Source organism: Pseudomonas sp. H3_A02, from assembly GCF_054671965.1.
In genome coordinates this window covers 3,103,626-3,117,560 of the sequence record NZ_CP162807.1, presented here as the reverse complement: position 1 = coordinate 3,117,560, position 13,935 = coordinate 3,103,626, and the positions used below count along the sequence as shown (strand labels likewise).

Here is a 13,935-nt window from a genome sequence, read left to right as displayed (position 1 = left end):
CTAGACTCCCCAGCCGCCGGCAACCAGTTGCCAGTAAACGCTGTTCAAAGTACCGATCAGGATCGCAATCGAATAAGGAAAGGGTTTACCGGCCACTTCGTCCGAAGTCGGCGCCAGATAAGCCTGGGCTCGCACCATCAACCAGTAGCGTCCCAGGGTCTGGAGCAGTTGGCCGCGGGCCAGGACGATCAGGACACCGCATACACCGCCGGCGATCAGGCTGAACAGCGCCGCCCACAGTGCGTAATGAAAAGGCAGGAAGCTGCCGACCATGGTCATCAGCTTGACGTCACCGGCGGCCATGCCACCGACCGCGTACATGGGCAGGAACAACCCGAAACAGATCAGCATGCCCAGCAGGCTGTCGCCCAGGCCGCCGATCCCGCCGGTATACACCTGGCCGGCCAATCCCAGGGCCAGGCCCAACAGGACCAGCGTGTTGGGGATGCGGTGGCGACGCAGATCGCTCACCACCGCCACGCCCAGCAGTCCCAGTAGCAGTACCGTCGACACCAGCAGTTCCATGGACATGATGCGTCTCCCTAGGGGGTGGTTATCGTTAGCAGGCGACGTTGCCATTGGCGGCTTGGCACAGCGCCCGGATCTTGGTATCCACGACACCGCCTAGAAGGACGAACGCCGCCGCCACCAACACCGTGATCAAGCCCCCCGCCACCGCGTATTCCACGATGGTCAGGCCGTCTTCATCTTTGGCGAACGTACTGATCGAAGTTTTTATTGTCTGGAAAGTCATTTCATGAACCTCACGCTAATCAGAGTTACTGCTAGGAAACTTGTTTGAGGGGACAGCGCGAAGTCCATTTGATTGATTCGTTGTACTCACTGCAAAAGAGTCGCAAGCGGTATTCCTTGAAAGTGACCGTGTCCCCTTCAGCGCAAGTTACTGTCAGCAGGCAACGTTGCCGTTGACCGCCTGGCACAGTGCGCGGATCTTGGTATTCACGGCACCGCCCAGAAGCACAAACGCCGCGGCCACCAATACGGTGATCAACCCACCGGCCACGGCGTATTCCACAATGGTCAGGCCATCTTCATCTTTGGCGAACTTCAGCACCGAAGCCTTGATTGTTTGAAGAGTCATTTCGCACACCTCATCGGGGTTGTTTATCAGGGGCAATCCATTTCGAACTGCCTGATGCAACCCTAGTCAGCAGGTGGTCATCGCCGTTAGGAGGATTTTGCACATCGCTAGGATTTTTTTGCGCCGGATGGGAAAGGCCCCGGGGGCGGGAAATCCCGCCCTGGACAGCGCGAACGGGCGTCCCATGCCGACGGATGGCGCTAAACGATCGGACTTTTATAAAAATTTATTCGGCGAAGTAATGGCACTGTGACAATACTGCTAGCTAAAGGGCAGCAAGCACTTGTGGGTAGTCGTCCTATGGCGTCAAATCCGACTGCAAAGCCAAAGCTGTTATGGGTCGATCTGACTCATGATCGTTCAACCCAGGAACTCGTCTCCCTGTTCCAGGACACGTGCGACTGCACGCTGGCAAAAAACGCCATGCTGTCCAGCGCGGAACAGGCCGACATGATCTGCATCCATTTCGACCGCCCGGACACGGCGGGCCTGCGACGCCTGTTGGAGATCAAGCGGATCGTGCCGGGCACGCCCATCACCATGTTCACCGTGCAGCACTCCGAAGAGCTGGCGGTGTGGGCCATGCGCTCCAGTGTCTGGGAATACATGGTGCTGCCCCTGTCTGTCGCCGAACGAAAGCGCTACCTCACGGCCGTGTCACAACTGTGTGAGCTGCGCCGCCATGCCAACGGCCGGGGAAAGACCTCGCAGATCGACCACTCCCCGACCCTGCCGGACAGCATTCGCCTGACCTCAGGGCACCAGAAGCACCAGGCCCTCAGTCACATCATGCTGTACATCGACCAGCATTTTCGCGACAGCATCGATCAGCGCGACCTGGCCAAGCGCTGCGGCATGACGACGTTTCGCTTCAGCCGGGTGTTCAAGGAAGCCAATGGGCTCGGTTTCACCGACTACGTGCTGAACAAACGCATGAGCTTCGCCAAGGAACTGCTCGATAACAGCCAGATGCCCATCACCAGCATCGGCTACGAGGCCGGCTTCAAGGACCCGTCCTACTTCGCCCGCGCCTTCAAGCAATACGCCAGTTGCACGCCCAGTGAGTACCGGCTCGCGTACCAGATGCGCAGTGCAAATCCTACTCCGCCGCCTCCGGATGAGGCGGCCCTGGAAGCGATTGAAAACCTGGTACACAGCCTTGAGGGTTGATGGTGGCCGACGCCCTGGCTCACGGGACGAGCTTTCTTCTCTCGATAGGAATGGACAGGACAATGCTGGTACGCGTCTCACCGTACGCGTTGATTTTCGCAATGATGTCCTCGATCTCTGCCATGGATCTGGCGTAGATCCGGATCAGATAGGAGTCGTTTCCCGTGATGTGCAGGCACTCGACGACTTCGGGTATGTCGGTGAGTGTCGCGATCAATTTGGCTTTCGCCGGCTTGAGGGTGGTGATGCCAACGACAGCCGATATGCCGTAGCCCAGCTTGGTCGGATCCAACTGAGCGCAATAGCCCTTGATGACCCCGGAGTCTTCAAGTTTGCGCAACCTGTCGTTAGTGGCAGGAATAGAAAGCCCCGCGTGCTTGGAAAGCTCTGTGATGGAAATGCGACCACAGTCCTGTACCTTACCCAGGATTTTGACGTCTATACGATCCATGTGCGTTTTCCCCGGTTAAAAGTATAAATTTTAATGAAAAGCCCGCGTTTTTCATTAAAAAAAGCATGCACCAAAATAAAGCATGGCGCTAGTCTATTTCCAGCCTGAAAGACCAGAAAAGAATCCGGGCAATCAACAGCCCTGCTCTTTTGCGTGACGCACTCATAATAAAATATTCTCTCCAGGGATGGCGCTCGCATGGAAGATGAAAAGAAAAAGTGTGAAAAAAAACCTCACCCGCTCGTTCAACACATTGGCACGCAAGTCCTAAGTCTTCGGTATTTCAAGAAAGATCAGTTACTGATGTACCTGATGGGTGTCAGTTTCTTTTCGCTGGGCGCCAAGTGCTTCATCATCAGTCAACTGGGTACTGATCCTTTAGACGTCTTGATCATCTCCATCGATAAAATACTCACGCTGGGCATGGGTGTTTGCTCGGCGATCGTGTCGCTGTTTTTCCTGACATGGTGGATGCTCTGGAACAAAAAATACCCGCCGATAAGTCCCTTCATTACCACCACGCTGACCGGGCTGTTGATTGATCTCTGGTCGTGGCTGGGACTCGGCGAGTACTTGATCGTCAGGCTGAATGAGTACGCGTTATTGGCCTCGGGGCTGGTGCTGTGTGCCTATTCCTCCGCATTGATCATCATGAGCGGTATCGGCATCAGGATCATGGACCTGGTGGTGCTGACCATGGTCTCCAAATGGAACTGGTCGTTCACCAAAGCCAAAATGCTCATTGAAATCGGCATCTTTTCCAGCGGTTGGCTTTTAGGCGGGCCCTTCGGTATAGGCACGATTGCATTTCTGCTGGTGATCGGCCCGCTTATTCAACCGTTCATGAATATGAATGCCAAGCGCTTTGCGCTTAAAAACTATGGATTGATGAGCGCTTCATCCGCTTACTAATAACCCATAACTATGACTGCCCTGTAGGGCGGCAGAATTGTTTCGCCTCGACTTTTTCAAACCGATGCTATTGATGGCAACTTCCGTGATGAGGAGTGAAAGATGGACACTACAAAAAATAAAAACTGGACCTTGGAAAGCAGCCCGGCAAAACTCGAAGAAATACTCCCCGGGGGCGCTGTGAAGTGTCATCTTTCCCCACGCAACTGTGTCATCCAGGAAGGCAAGGTAGGTTTTTGCAAAGTGCGCGGAAACCGTGGGGGCAGGCTCGTTACATTGAACTACGGCAAAGGCGTTCACAGCACCGAAGAGACCATCGAAACCGAAGCCGTTTTCCACTTTGCCCCTGGGGAGCGGATTCTGTCCCTGGGCAATATCGGCTGCATGCTCAACTGCGGTTACTGTCATAACTGGAAGACATCGCAGGCCAAATACGTCACCGACAAGGACGTTTACTACTACACCCCTGAGCAGGTAGTGGAAACCGCTCTCAAGCACGGCATACGCGTCATTTCCTGGACCTATAACGATCCCGTCGTCTGGCACGAATTCATCCTCGACACGGCAAAGCTGGCCAAGGAAGCAGGCCTGATCAATCTCTATAAATCGGCATTCTTCATCAGTGAAGAAGCCATTGATGAGTTATTGCCAGTCATCGATATTTTCTCGATTTCGCTGAAATCCATTTCCCCGGAATACTACCGCAAGGTCACCACCGGCTGGGTAGAACCCGTCCTGGCTGGTATCAAGAAAGTCTATGACGCCGGCAAATATGTCGAGGTCAGCACCTTGATGGTGACCGACATCAGCGACGACGAAGAAACGGCCCGGAAAATCAGCCAGTGGGTCCTGGATGAACTGGGCCCGAACGTACCGCTGCACTTCGTCAGGTTTCACCCCGATTACAAGATGAGCAACAGCATCCGTACACCTGTGGACAGACTCCTGAAGGCTCGGGACATAGCTCGCAGCATGGGAGTCGAGCACGTGTACCTGGGGAACGTGAATGACGTCGAGGGGACCAACACCAGTTGCAACCACTGTAACGCCCTGCTCGTCACTCGTTATGGCTTGAACGCTGAAATCATCGGACTGGACAGTAAAGGGTGCTGCTCTCAATGCGGGCATGATGCGCATTTCAAATTACTCGGCGAACACCAGGCGAACGCCCCCGTCGAGCTGCGCGAGGATGCGTTGAGCACTTACGAGAAACGCAAGTTCGAATGGCACGGGGACATCGTGTCACTGCACGCCCAAGTGCTGAATACCGAAGACTTCGAACAGACCGTCTACCTGCGACGCAACTACACGGACGGACATAACAGCGAGTGGAAATCACTGACCCTGCGCCCGCATGAAAGCTATCGATTCATCATTGCCAAGGCTCGCATCGATGAAACAGGCCCTGAGGTCTGGCTCCCCAACGGCGTGAACTCCAACCTTCATGAAGTCTTCGACAGGGCTCACTTCCCGACGGAGTCGATTGAAGAGATTGGCATTTCGCAAAATGACATCACCCCGACCGTGGGTTACGAGGGCAAGCAAAACATGTATGAACAGGTCATCAAACTGGTCAGCCAAGCATGAAAACGTCTACTGAAATACTTCATATCAAGGTGGATGACCGGGACGCCCACCCTTCGGTAACACCTATTTATCAGTGCAGCGCTTTCAACGCTGACTCGGCCTTCTTCTATTCAAGGAAAGCCAATCCCAATGTGAGTGAACTGGAACAGGTCGTCGCGTCCCTGGAAGGCAGCGAATATGCCCTGGCCTACAGCACCGGGATGAGCGCGATTTATATGGTGTTGGAACTGTTGAAACCGGGAGCTTCGCTGGTCATCAACAAATACATCTATGGCTGTTCTTATAAATTGTTCCAGCGCTATGCGGCACGTATCGGCGCGCACCTGGCGATTCTGGATCTCACCACGGCAGAGGGGTTGAAGGACTTGCCGGCGAACGTCGACATGGTCATTTTCGAAACACCGACCAACCCGTTCCTGAAAGACATTGATATCCACGCGGTCAGCCGGGCCGTCAAGCAACACAACCCGCAGGCGCTGGTGGTCGTCGACAATACCTGGGCCACACCAATCTTTCAGAAGCCGTTGAATTTTGGCGCCGACATTTCCCTGTACAGCGCCACCAAATACTTCTCTGGACACAGTGATGTCATGGGAGGGCTGGTGCTGGTCAACAATGAGACGATTTACAACCGTCTTCTTGAGGGCCGCTTCTACTCAGGCACGATACTCACCCCCAATAGCGCCTGGTTGCTGCGCAGGAGCATGCAGACGTTCAACCTGCGCATGGAAAAACACAGCCAGACGACAGCAAGCATGCTCAACTATCTGCGCGAGCTGCCTTTTATCGAGCATGTCTATTACCCACGCATCGATGGCCAGCAGTTGACCGGTTATGGCGGCATCGTGTTTGTTGATATACGGCCCGACCTGGTGCCCTTTTATAAAACATTCACCGGCGCACTCAAATGGTTTGGCACAGGCACCGGTATGGCCTGCGTGACCTCGATGGTCGCTCAACCCTTCAGTGGCAGCCACGCCTCGATGACGGATCAGGAAAAAGCGGACATGGGCATCGAGAAAGGCCTGGTTCGATTGTGCTTTGGCCTGGAGGATCTTGAAGACCTCAAGGAGGACCTGCTACAGGCATTCGAAACCATGGAAAGCAAGGTCGATCAGAAACACTCACTCGATCCTGCATAACGTGTCAGCACAAGCAACGAGCCTTCACTGGCTCGTTGCTTTTTTTATGGAGAAAAAAGTGTCCAGCGCATTCGAAAACACGATATTCGATGACCCCATCCTGAACGTCATCCACCTTCTGAATTCCATCGCCCAGGAAAACCCGAAGGCCATTTCACTGGCCTCCGGTCGACCCGACGATCAGCAGTGCGACCTTTCTCTCATCGACAGGGGACTGGCCCGATACAAACATCACGTTGCCGGCACCGAGCAATCACTGGCGACGCTGCTTTGCCAATATGGAAAAACCTCGGGAATCATCAATGAAATAATCGCCACTCATTTGCAGATGGATGAAGGGATAACCGTCTCCAACCCTGAAAGCATCGTGGTGTGCCTGGGGTTTCAGGAAGCCTGTACCTTGACGCTCCTGTCCATCTTTGAAGGCGGCGGGGTTTTATTGGTGCCTGACCCGGTGTTTTCCGGGGTCACGGGCATCGCAAAACTGCTGGGCATAAAAATAGTCCCCGTCCCCATGGCGGCCTTTCTCGACCCGATCGCCCTGCGCAAGATCATTGAAGAACTTGAATCCAGAGGGGAAAAAACCAAAGCACTCTATGCCATTCCGGACTTCAGCAATCCGACCGCCGACAGCCTTTCCTATCACGCCAGGACAGCCATGCTTTCCTTGGCCAGTGAAAAGAATTTTTTCATTCTGGAAGACACGGCCTACCGTTACTTCAGGTATGAAGGCGATGCCATTGCGTCCATGAAGTCCATCGACAGCAGTCGGGTGTTCTTGCTGGGCTCCTTTGCCAAATCGATTTTTCCGGGCGTGCGCATGGGGTATGTGGTCCCGCCGCAGGGCCCCGGCGTCATGTCGTTCAGCACAAAGTTGTGCAAGGCCAAGAGCTTGCTCACCGTCAACACCCCTGCCCTGTGCCAAGCGGTCGTCGCCGGCTTGCTGATCGAGAACGACTACTCGTTGAAAGGGCTGAACCAACCCAGGGTGTTGTCCTATACGAACAAAAGAAACCACATGCTTGAATGCCTGGAGCGTGAATTCCCACCCAAGGTCGGCGGCCAAAGAACGGTCAGCTGGAACCATCCGGCAGGGGGCTTCTTCATCAATCTGCAGCTGCCTTTCGCTTTTGGGTATTGCGAAATGCGCGAATGCGCCCAGCAGTTCAAGGTGATCGTATTCCCCACCACTTTATTTTCGCTGACGAATGAAGCGGCTAACCAGGTCAGGCTTTCATTCAGCAATGCCACCGCCCCGGACGTCACCCAGGCAATAGGCCGTTTCAGGGCGTATGTTGAGTCCAGACTGCAGTAAGACCTCGTTACGCGGATCAGATCAGGTTGCCGTAGCCAGCATGACGCCAGTGGCGACCTGGTAGGCCCCCAGAATGGTGATGGTCGCCCCTGAAAAGTAGTTGATCAGCCTCAGCTTCGATTCGGCAATCCGCGCCTTGAAAATGGAGGAAAACCCGCTCAACCCCAGCCACCAGGCAGCCGAACCCAGGAATATACCGGTCACCATTGGCAGCAAGGCGTGCTGGCCGCCTTGATCACTGGCCATGCCATCACTCAACGCGGCAAATATCGCGATGAACGACAAGATGGTCATGGGGTTCGACAGGGTCAGGAACAGCGTGGTCGAGTAGGCTTTGAACATGTTGGCCCGCTCACCCGCCATGGCGGTCGCGCCGCCCTTCGATCGTATTGTCTGATAGCCAATGTAGGCGAGGAACAGCCCGCCAAAGATACACAACCAAGGTTTAAAGCTGATGAGCGTCGCGATGATGGCCGTGACCCCCAGGGCCCCGATGAATCCATAGATCGAATCGGCGGTGGCGGCCCCTAATCCCGTCGCGAAACCGGCTCGCCATCCCAGCATGAGGCTTCTCTGTATGCACAGCAGCCCAATAGGTCCCACAGGGGCGGCAATGCACAGCCCAATGACCATCGATTTAACAAAAATCAGCATAAGTGCACCTCCAGAACGGGTACTGGAAGGTTAGGAGAAGTGCTTTTCTTTAGGAATGAACTATTAATCTTCTTGAGCGTTTTCCCTTAAGTTTTGCATGAAGTACGTTCGCGTCACCTTCATTATTAAGGTAAAGCGCGGAAAGCGCCCTCAGACAACAAAATCGTTCGTTAAAAACCATGGCCTTTTCACGCGCATAAAAAAACGCCGCTCGTATGAGCGGCGTTTTTTTTAATTTGGAGCGGGAAACGAGACTCGAACTCGCGACCCCGACCTTGGCAAGGTCGTGCTCTACCAACTGAGCTATTCCCGCAAATGGCGTCCCCTAGGGGACTCGAACCCCTGTTACCGCCGTGAAAGGGCGGTGTCCTAGGCCACTAGACGAAGGGGACACGCTAACTGAAACACATGGTGTGTATTTCAGTGCCCAAACCCGCATCCGAAGATGTCGGCTCTGGCTTCACTCAGCCCTGCCCGAAAGCAACGCTGCTTAAAATTGGAGCGGGAAACGAGACTCGAACTCGCGACCCCGACCTTGGCAAGGTCGTGCTCTACCAACTGAGCTATTCCCGCATTGGCGTCCCCTAGGGGACTCGAACCCCTGTTACCGCCGTGAAAGGGCGGTGTCCTAGGCCACTAGACGAAGGGGACACACGTACAACATTCACTACTTAGAGCGTTTGGCTGAGTGCTTTACGCTGTAAGTGGCGCGCATTCTATGGATGGATTGGAGGGTCGTCAACCCCCAGATATAAATTTATTTAAATCAACGACTTCGCCCGGTTTGAGGGGGCGATCCACACATTTTGCTCGTCCGGTCTCTGACGCCTATATTCTGTCGTCCGCCGAGGCGCTATAGTCGCGCCCGGCAAATGATGGCAATGTGCTCCCACCCGGTCATGCTTCCTATAAACAGCACGACGCCCGTCTAATCACGTCGCTCGGGCCTATGCGCTTAAAAGCCAAGCCACTACACTCATGACATGCGTACCCTAATAAAGAGGTCTTACCGGTGACACCACTCATGATCACCCTGCTCGTCGTAGCCGGGATCGCCCTGTTGATCGCCATTGGCTACATGAACCACGTGGTGGAAAACAACAAGCTGGAAAAGGCCCGCACCAAGGTAGAACTCAACGACCGCATGCGTCGCTGTGGCGAGCTCACCGAAACCTTCCCCGGGCAGTTGATGACGCCAGCCTTGAAGTTGTTGATGACCCGCCTTGAGATGAATGTCTGCCAGCGCCTGCTGAACCTGGATAAAACCAATTCCGCGGTCAAGGCACGCCTGGACGAACTGAGCGCACTGGCTGCCCAGGGGGAGTCGATCCCGGTGAGCAATCCGCCGGCACCGATCCAGACCGAAGCCAAGGCCAAGGACGTTCGTTTCCTACTCGAAGCCTTGCACGGCCAGATCACCCGCGCCGCCCAGGACGGTTTCCTGCCACCCAACGAAGCCAAGCGCTGGATCCGTGAAGTGCGGCACATCCTGGTGCTGCTGCACATCGAGTTCTTCAACAACCTCGGCCAGCAGGCTTTGCAACAAGAACAACCCGGGCAGGCCCGCCTGGCCTTCGAACGCGGCGTGCAGTACCTGCGCAAGCAACAGGAACCACAGGTCTACGCCGAACAACTGGCCTACCTGGAGAAACTCCTGGCCCGCGCCAATGCCCAGGTCCTGGCCAGCACCCAGCCGGTCGAGGGCGAGGTCAACCAGTTGACCGAGGGCTTGAAGGACGACGAAATAAACGACGAGTGGAAGAAGAAGAAGGTCTACGACTGATACTAGGGCCGGGCTATCAAGCCTTCCCCTTTGTGGCGAGGGGATTTATCCCCGCTGGGCTGCGCAGCAGCCCTGAAATCAGATAGCTCGATCTGCTCAGACGGACCAAGACAACTTGTTGGGGGTGCTACGCACCCCAGCGGGGATAAATCCCCTCGCCACAAGAGCTGCCACAAAAGCTGCATCGTCTTTGTCACAACTTGAAATGCCCCACCATCCCTTTCAGCTCAATCCCCAACTGCGCCAGCTCGATGCTGGAAGCGGCATTGCCGCGCATCGCCAGGGACGATTGATCGGCGCTGGCGCGAATGCTGGTGACACTGCGATTGATCTCTTCGGCCACCGAGCTCTGCTGCTCGGCCGCCGCGGCGATCTGTTGGTTCATCTGCTGAATCAACGACACCGCCGCCGCAATGCTGCCCAAGGCGCTCTCGGTCTGCAGTGCGTCGCTGACGGCCATCTTCACCAACTCGCCACTGCTCTGGATCTGCTGCACGGAAGCCTGGGCCGCTGAGCGCAAGGCACTCACCAGCCGCTCGATTTCCTCAGTGGACTGTTGCGTGCGCCTGGCCAGGGCCCGCACCTCATCGGCCACGACCGCAAACCCCCTGCCCTGCTCCCCGGCGCGGGCCGCTTCGATAGCGGCATTGAGGGCCAACAGGTTGGTTTGCTCGGCCACGCTCTTGATCACACTCAGCACCGTGCCGATGTTCTGGATCTCGGCGCTGAGGCTTTCGATGCTGGAACTGGCCGACGTGGCCGAATCGGCCAGTTGCTCGATGCGCACCATGCTCTGGCGCACCACCTGCTGGCCGCTTTCGACCTTGTCGTCGGCGGTCTGGGCCGCTTGTGCCGCTTCTTCGGCATTGCGTGCGACATCGTGCACCGTGGCCGTCATCTGGTTCATGGCCGTGGCAACCTGCTCGGTTTCCTCTTTCTGACTGCTGACTTCCAGGTTGGTCTGTTCGGTCACCGTCGACAACGATTGAGCCGAGTTGGCCAATTGCTCGATCCCGGCCTGCAAGCCGCTGACGATACTGCTCAGCCCGGCGCCCATCTGTTGCATCGCTTGCATCAACTGGCCAATCTCGTCCCGGCGCGTCACTTCCACCGTGGCGCTCAAGTCGCCCGCCGCGATCCGCTGGGCAACACGAATGACACTGCGCAGCGGCGTCACGATCAGTCGGGTGATGACCCACGCTGCGATCAACCCCACCAGCAATGCCAAGGCCGACGAACCGATGATCAGCAGCGAATTCTTCTTCAGTTCGCTCTGCATGGCATGGTCTTCGGCACTGAAGGCCTGGTCAACCCGCTCCACCACCTGGGCGGCACGCTCGTGCAGTTGCTGGTAGACGATTTTTTCCTTCGCCAGCAGGCCGGTGTATTCGGCCAATTGTTCATTGAACCCGGCGATATGCCCGGCCACTTCGTTCAGCACGGTCTGGTAACCCGGGTCCTTGACCGTAGTCTTGAGCGCTTCGGCCTGTTTCATGGCCTGCTCGGCCTGTTCGATGCTGCCTTCACCGGCGCCCTCAACATTGCCTTTGCGGCTCTGGTCCAAGCGAACCCGCGCTTCATTCATGGCTTGCAGCATCAGCCGCGACACTTCGCTGATCTGGTTGGCCTGTTCGATGAACTCGGCTCCTTCCTTGCCTTCGGAGTCTTTCAAGGTATAGGTGCCGTCATCCGCCAGCCCGGCCTGCAGCACATCGAGGTTGTTGGCCACGCTGGACACCGACCAACTGGCCATTTCCAGCGCCAGGTCCTTGCTCTGGCTCAACCCGACAAACTCGTCGAATGCCTTGCGATAGGCCCCCAGCGCCTGCTCGACGTCGTTCATCACCGGCACGTTGGCAGGCGACTGCGCCTTGAGTTCGTTCGCCAGGGCCAGCAGCCCGTCGACCCCTTGGCGCAGGGCATCGGCCGTCTTGGGGTCGGAACGCGAGGCGTATTCCTGCTCCAGCAGCCGGACCTTGAGCAACCCGCTGTTGAGGGACGACATCTGTTTCAGGCCATCGAAGCGATAGCTGATGGTCTGCAGGGACCAGACGCCGATGGCCGCGACCACAGCGGTCAACAGCAGCACCAGGACAAATCCGATACCCAGTTTTTTTGCCATACCCAGGTTGGCAAAACGTCCTTGCACGGCCGAAATCATTGCGCTCAGTCCTCTGCCAGTGTGTGTTGATTGCAGATTCGCAACGAGACGCCCTGCAACACAAGGTGCTGGCGTCGGAATAATGGCAAAAAGCTACAGCCGCGTCGTTTTCAGGACACTTGAGGTCGATCCAGAGCCGCGGCCCGGAAAAAACCCAGCGCCCGGGGATCACGGGCATAGGCCACGTTGATCCGTAGCCAGTCGCTGTCGGCGCCCGAGGGGCTGAAGGCCGTGGGCGAAGACAGCAACACGCCGAAGCGCTTGGCCAGACGTTGTAATCCAGCGTAGTCACTCATTGGCGATCTTGCCCAGATGAAAAGCCCGCCAGCGGGTTTGCCAAAGACCTCCCAGTCAGCATCCTCCAATACCTGCAGCAGTGCCGCCGTATCGACGCCCAAACGCTGCCGCTGGCGCTGGACCAGTTTGCGATAGGCCCCGTTGGCCAAGAGATTGGCAAGCACCGACTCACAGAACCGCGACCCGCCCATGCTGGTAATGCCCTTGACCTCGCTCAGGCGCGCGATGATGGACGGCCCGGCTACTACGAAACCGACGCGCAACGAACTGCTCAGGGTCTTCGAGAAACTGCCCACGTAGACCACGTCGGCATCCAGCGCCGCCAGCCGGGTCCGCGCCGAGTTCTGGAAATCGCCATAGGCATCGTCTTCGATCACCAGCACGGCGTGTTGCTTCGTCAGTTGCAGCAACCGTTGGGCCACGGCCGGTGCCAGGTTGCTGCCGGTCGGGTTGTGGCAGGCACTGTTGACGAACAGCGCACTGGGCCGATGTGTCGCCAACAACTCTTGCAACACATCAACGTCCGGGCCCCGCGGGGTCCTGGGCAGTTCGATCATGTCGATCTTGTGCAACTTGAGCAGGTCGAACAGGCTTGGATAACCGGGGCTCTCCACCACCACGCAGGCGCCTGGCTGCAACAGTGTCCGCACGATCAAGTCCAGCCCATGGGAGGCCCCGGTGGTGGTCAGGATCAGGTCTTTATCGGCCTCGATATTGAGCTGCTTCAGGCGCCTGGACAGCTGTTCACGCAGGGCGGGCAGCCCCAGCGACGTGCTGTAGTTGAACAGCCCCGCCATATCGGTGCGGGTGACCTGCCGGATCGCATAACCCAGGTCATCGCTTTCACGCCAGCTCTCGGGCAACCCGCCACATCCCAGCTTCAACGCCCATTGCGAGGAATCACCGCCCTCGGCGAGCGTGTCTTGCCACCGATCCGGGTCAGTGCACGTGTGCCCGGATGCAGGAGGTGGTGCGACAAAAAAGCTGGAGCCATGCCGGGACGCCAGCAGGCCTTGGGCAACCAGGCGCTCACACGCTTCATTGACGCTGGACTGGCTGAGCAGGTTCTGCCGCGCCAGTTGGCGCACGGACGGCAGGCGAGTCCCCGGTTGCACCGCATCCTGTCGGATCCAGCCGGTCAGCGCGTCGACGATTTGCTGCACGACAGGCACCAAGGCCTGCCGGTCGATTCTCAACTCCATGAGTAACCAAGCTCCTAAGCGTTTGTTTTATTTCCGGAAACAGTTAAGCACAGGCCACCCGCCAACGATGTACGACAACGTCGCCAAAACCGCCGATTCTCACCCTTTGAAACACATTGATAGGCCGCTCCGAGCTTTTTTTCACCGCCCAAAGAAAAA

At 56.7% G+C, this 13,935-nt stretch carries 13 protein-coding genes, 4 tRNA genes and 1 pseudogene; 6 read left to right on the top strand and 12 right to left on the bottom strand.

Annotation, left to right across the window (positions count from 1 at the left end; genetic code table 11):
* The 3 genes from AB4N80_RS13785 to AB4N80_RS13775 all read right to left on the bottom strand — a co-directional run bounded on the left by AB4N80_RS13785 (window position 1) and on the right by AB4N80_RS13775 (window position 1,102).
* Window positions 1–531 (bottom strand): A24 family peptidase, encoded by a 531-nt coding sequence (locus AB4N80_RS13785; RefSeq protein ID WP_460082488.1) that lies wholly within the window; start codon window positions 529–531, stop codon window positions 1–3.
* A 28-nt stretch (window positions 532–559) separates the two neighbouring features.
* Window positions 560–754 (bottom strand): Flp family type IVb pilin, encoded by a 195-nt coding sequence (locus AB4N80_RS13780; protein WP_122565925.1) that lies wholly within the window; start codon window positions 752–754, stop codon window positions 560–562.
* Between the two features lie 153 nt (window positions 755–907).
* Complete coding sequence (locus tag AB4N80_RS13775; RefSeq protein WP_008070254.1) at window positions 908–1,102, bottom strand: Flp family type IVb pilin; 195 nt, start codon at window positions 1,100–1,102, stop codon at window positions 908–910.
* 300 nt (window positions 1,103–1,402) lie between these two features.
* Here AB4N80_RS13775 and AB4N80_RS13770 point away from each other — a divergent pair, with 300 nt between their 5' ends.
* On the top strand, window positions 1,403–2,272 hold the full coding sequence (locus AB4N80_RS13770; RefSeq protein WP_122565926.1) for a helix-turn-helix domain-containing protein: 870 nt from the start codon (window positions 1,403–1,405) through the stop codon (window positions 2,270–2,272).
* A gap of 19 nt (window positions 2,273–2,291) precedes the next feature.
* Here AB4N80_RS13770 and AB4N80_RS13765 read toward each other — a convergent pair whose 3' ends face one another.
* Window positions 2,292–2,723, bottom strand: a complete 432-nt coding sequence (locus AB4N80_RS13765) for an Lrp/AsnC family transcriptional regulator (protein ID WP_122565927.1) — start codon at window positions 2,721–2,723, stop codon at window positions 2,292–2,294.
* Window positions 2,724–2,921: 198 nt separating this feature from the next.
* Between AB4N80_RS13765 and AB4N80_RS13760 the strand changes: the two genes are divergently transcribed.
* The 4 genes from AB4N80_RS13760 to AB4N80_RS13745 all read left to right on the top strand — a co-directional run bounded on the left by AB4N80_RS13760 (window position 2,922) and on the right by AB4N80_RS13745 (window position 7,679).
* Window positions 2,922–3,635 (top strand): YczE/YyaS/YitT family protein, encoded by a 714-nt coding sequence (locus tag AB4N80_RS13760; protein WP_122565928.1) that lies wholly within the window; start codon window positions 2,922–2,924, stop codon window positions 3,633–3,635.
* Window positions 3,636–3,737: 102 nt separating this feature from the next.
* The gene (gene amrS / locus AB4N80_RS13755; RefSeq protein WP_460082481.1) at window positions 3,738–5,222 is read left to right on the top strand and encodes an AmmeMemoRadiSam system radical SAM enzyme; all 1,485 of its coding nucleotides are present in this window, start codon (window positions 3,738–3,740) and stop codon (window positions 5,220–5,222) included.
* Complete coding sequence (locus tag AB4N80_RS13750) at window positions 5,219–6,364, top strand: trans-sulfuration enzyme family protein (protein ID WP_305467903.1); 1,146 nt, start codon at window positions 5,219–5,221, stop codon at window positions 6,362–6,364. Before amrS ends, AB4N80_RS13750 begins: the two co-directional genes overlap by 4 nt.
* A 58-nt stretch (window positions 6,365–6,422) precedes the next feature.
* Window positions 6,423–7,679, top strand: a complete 1,257-nt coding sequence (locus AB4N80_RS13745; RefSeq protein ID WP_460082477.1) for an aminotransferase-like domain-containing protein — start codon at window positions 6,423–6,425, stop codon at window positions 7,677–7,679.
* Window positions 7,680–7,700: 21 nt separating this feature from the next.
* Here the strand turns inward: AB4N80_RS13745 and AB4N80_RS13740 are convergent, their stop codons facing one another.
* From AB4N80_RS13740 to AB4N80_RS13720, 5 genes are all read right to left on the bottom strand, one after another.
* Window positions 7,701–8,333: a LysE family translocator gene (locus AB4N80_RS13740; protein WP_072406398.1), complete on the bottom strand. Its 633-nt coding sequence runs from the start codon at window positions 8,331–8,333 to the stop codon at window positions 7,701–7,703.
* A 237-nt stretch (window positions 8,334–8,570) separates the two neighbouring features.
* Window positions 8,571–8,646: transfer RNA gene (locus AB4N80_RS13735), tRNA-Gly, on the bottom strand.
* 3 nt (window positions 8,647–8,649) lie between these two features.
* Window positions 8,650–8,725, bottom strand: a tRNA-Glu gene (locus AB4N80_RS13730).
* Between the two features lie 105 nt (window positions 8,726–8,830).
* Window positions 8,831–8,906, bottom strand: a tRNA-Gly gene (locus tag AB4N80_RS13725).
* Window positions 8,907–8,908: 2 nt separating this feature from the next.
* Window positions 8,909–8,984: transfer RNA gene (locus AB4N80_RS13720), tRNA-Glu, on the bottom strand.
* A gap of 373 nt (window positions 8,985–9,357) precedes the next feature.
* Between AB4N80_RS13720 and AB4N80_RS13715 the strand changes: the two genes are divergently transcribed.
* Complete coding sequence (locus AB4N80_RS13715) at window positions 9,358–10,116, top strand: hypothetical protein (RefSeq protein WP_122565931.1); 759 nt, start codon at window positions 9,358–9,360, stop codon at window positions 10,114–10,116.
* Between the two features lie 193 nt (window positions 10,117–10,309).
* Here AB4N80_RS13715 and AB4N80_RS13710 read toward each other — a convergent pair whose 3' ends face one another.
* The 3 genes and pseudogenes from AB4N80_RS13710 to AB4N80_RS13700 form a co-directional block, all read right to left on the bottom strand.
* Window positions 10,310–11,014 (bottom strand): methyl-accepting chemotaxis protein, encoded by a 705-nt coding sequence (locus AB4N80_RS13710; RefSeq protein WP_420480621.1) that lies wholly within the window; start codon window positions 11,012–11,014, stop codon window positions 10,310–10,312.
* A 204-nt stretch (window positions 11,015–11,218) separates the two neighbouring features.
* A pseudogene (locus AB4N80_RS13705) lies at window positions 11,219–11,395 on the bottom strand (HAMP domain-containing protein); the annotation flags it as partial.
* A 992-nt stretch (window positions 11,396–12,387) separates the two neighbouring features.
* The gene (locus tag AB4N80_RS13700) at window positions 12,388–13,776 is read right to left on the bottom strand and encodes an aminotransferase-like domain-containing protein (protein ID WP_122565933.1); all 1,389 of its coding nucleotides are present in this window, start codon (window positions 13,774–13,776) and stop codon (window positions 12,388–12,390) included.
* Window positions 13,777–13,935: the final 159 nt, after the last annotated feature.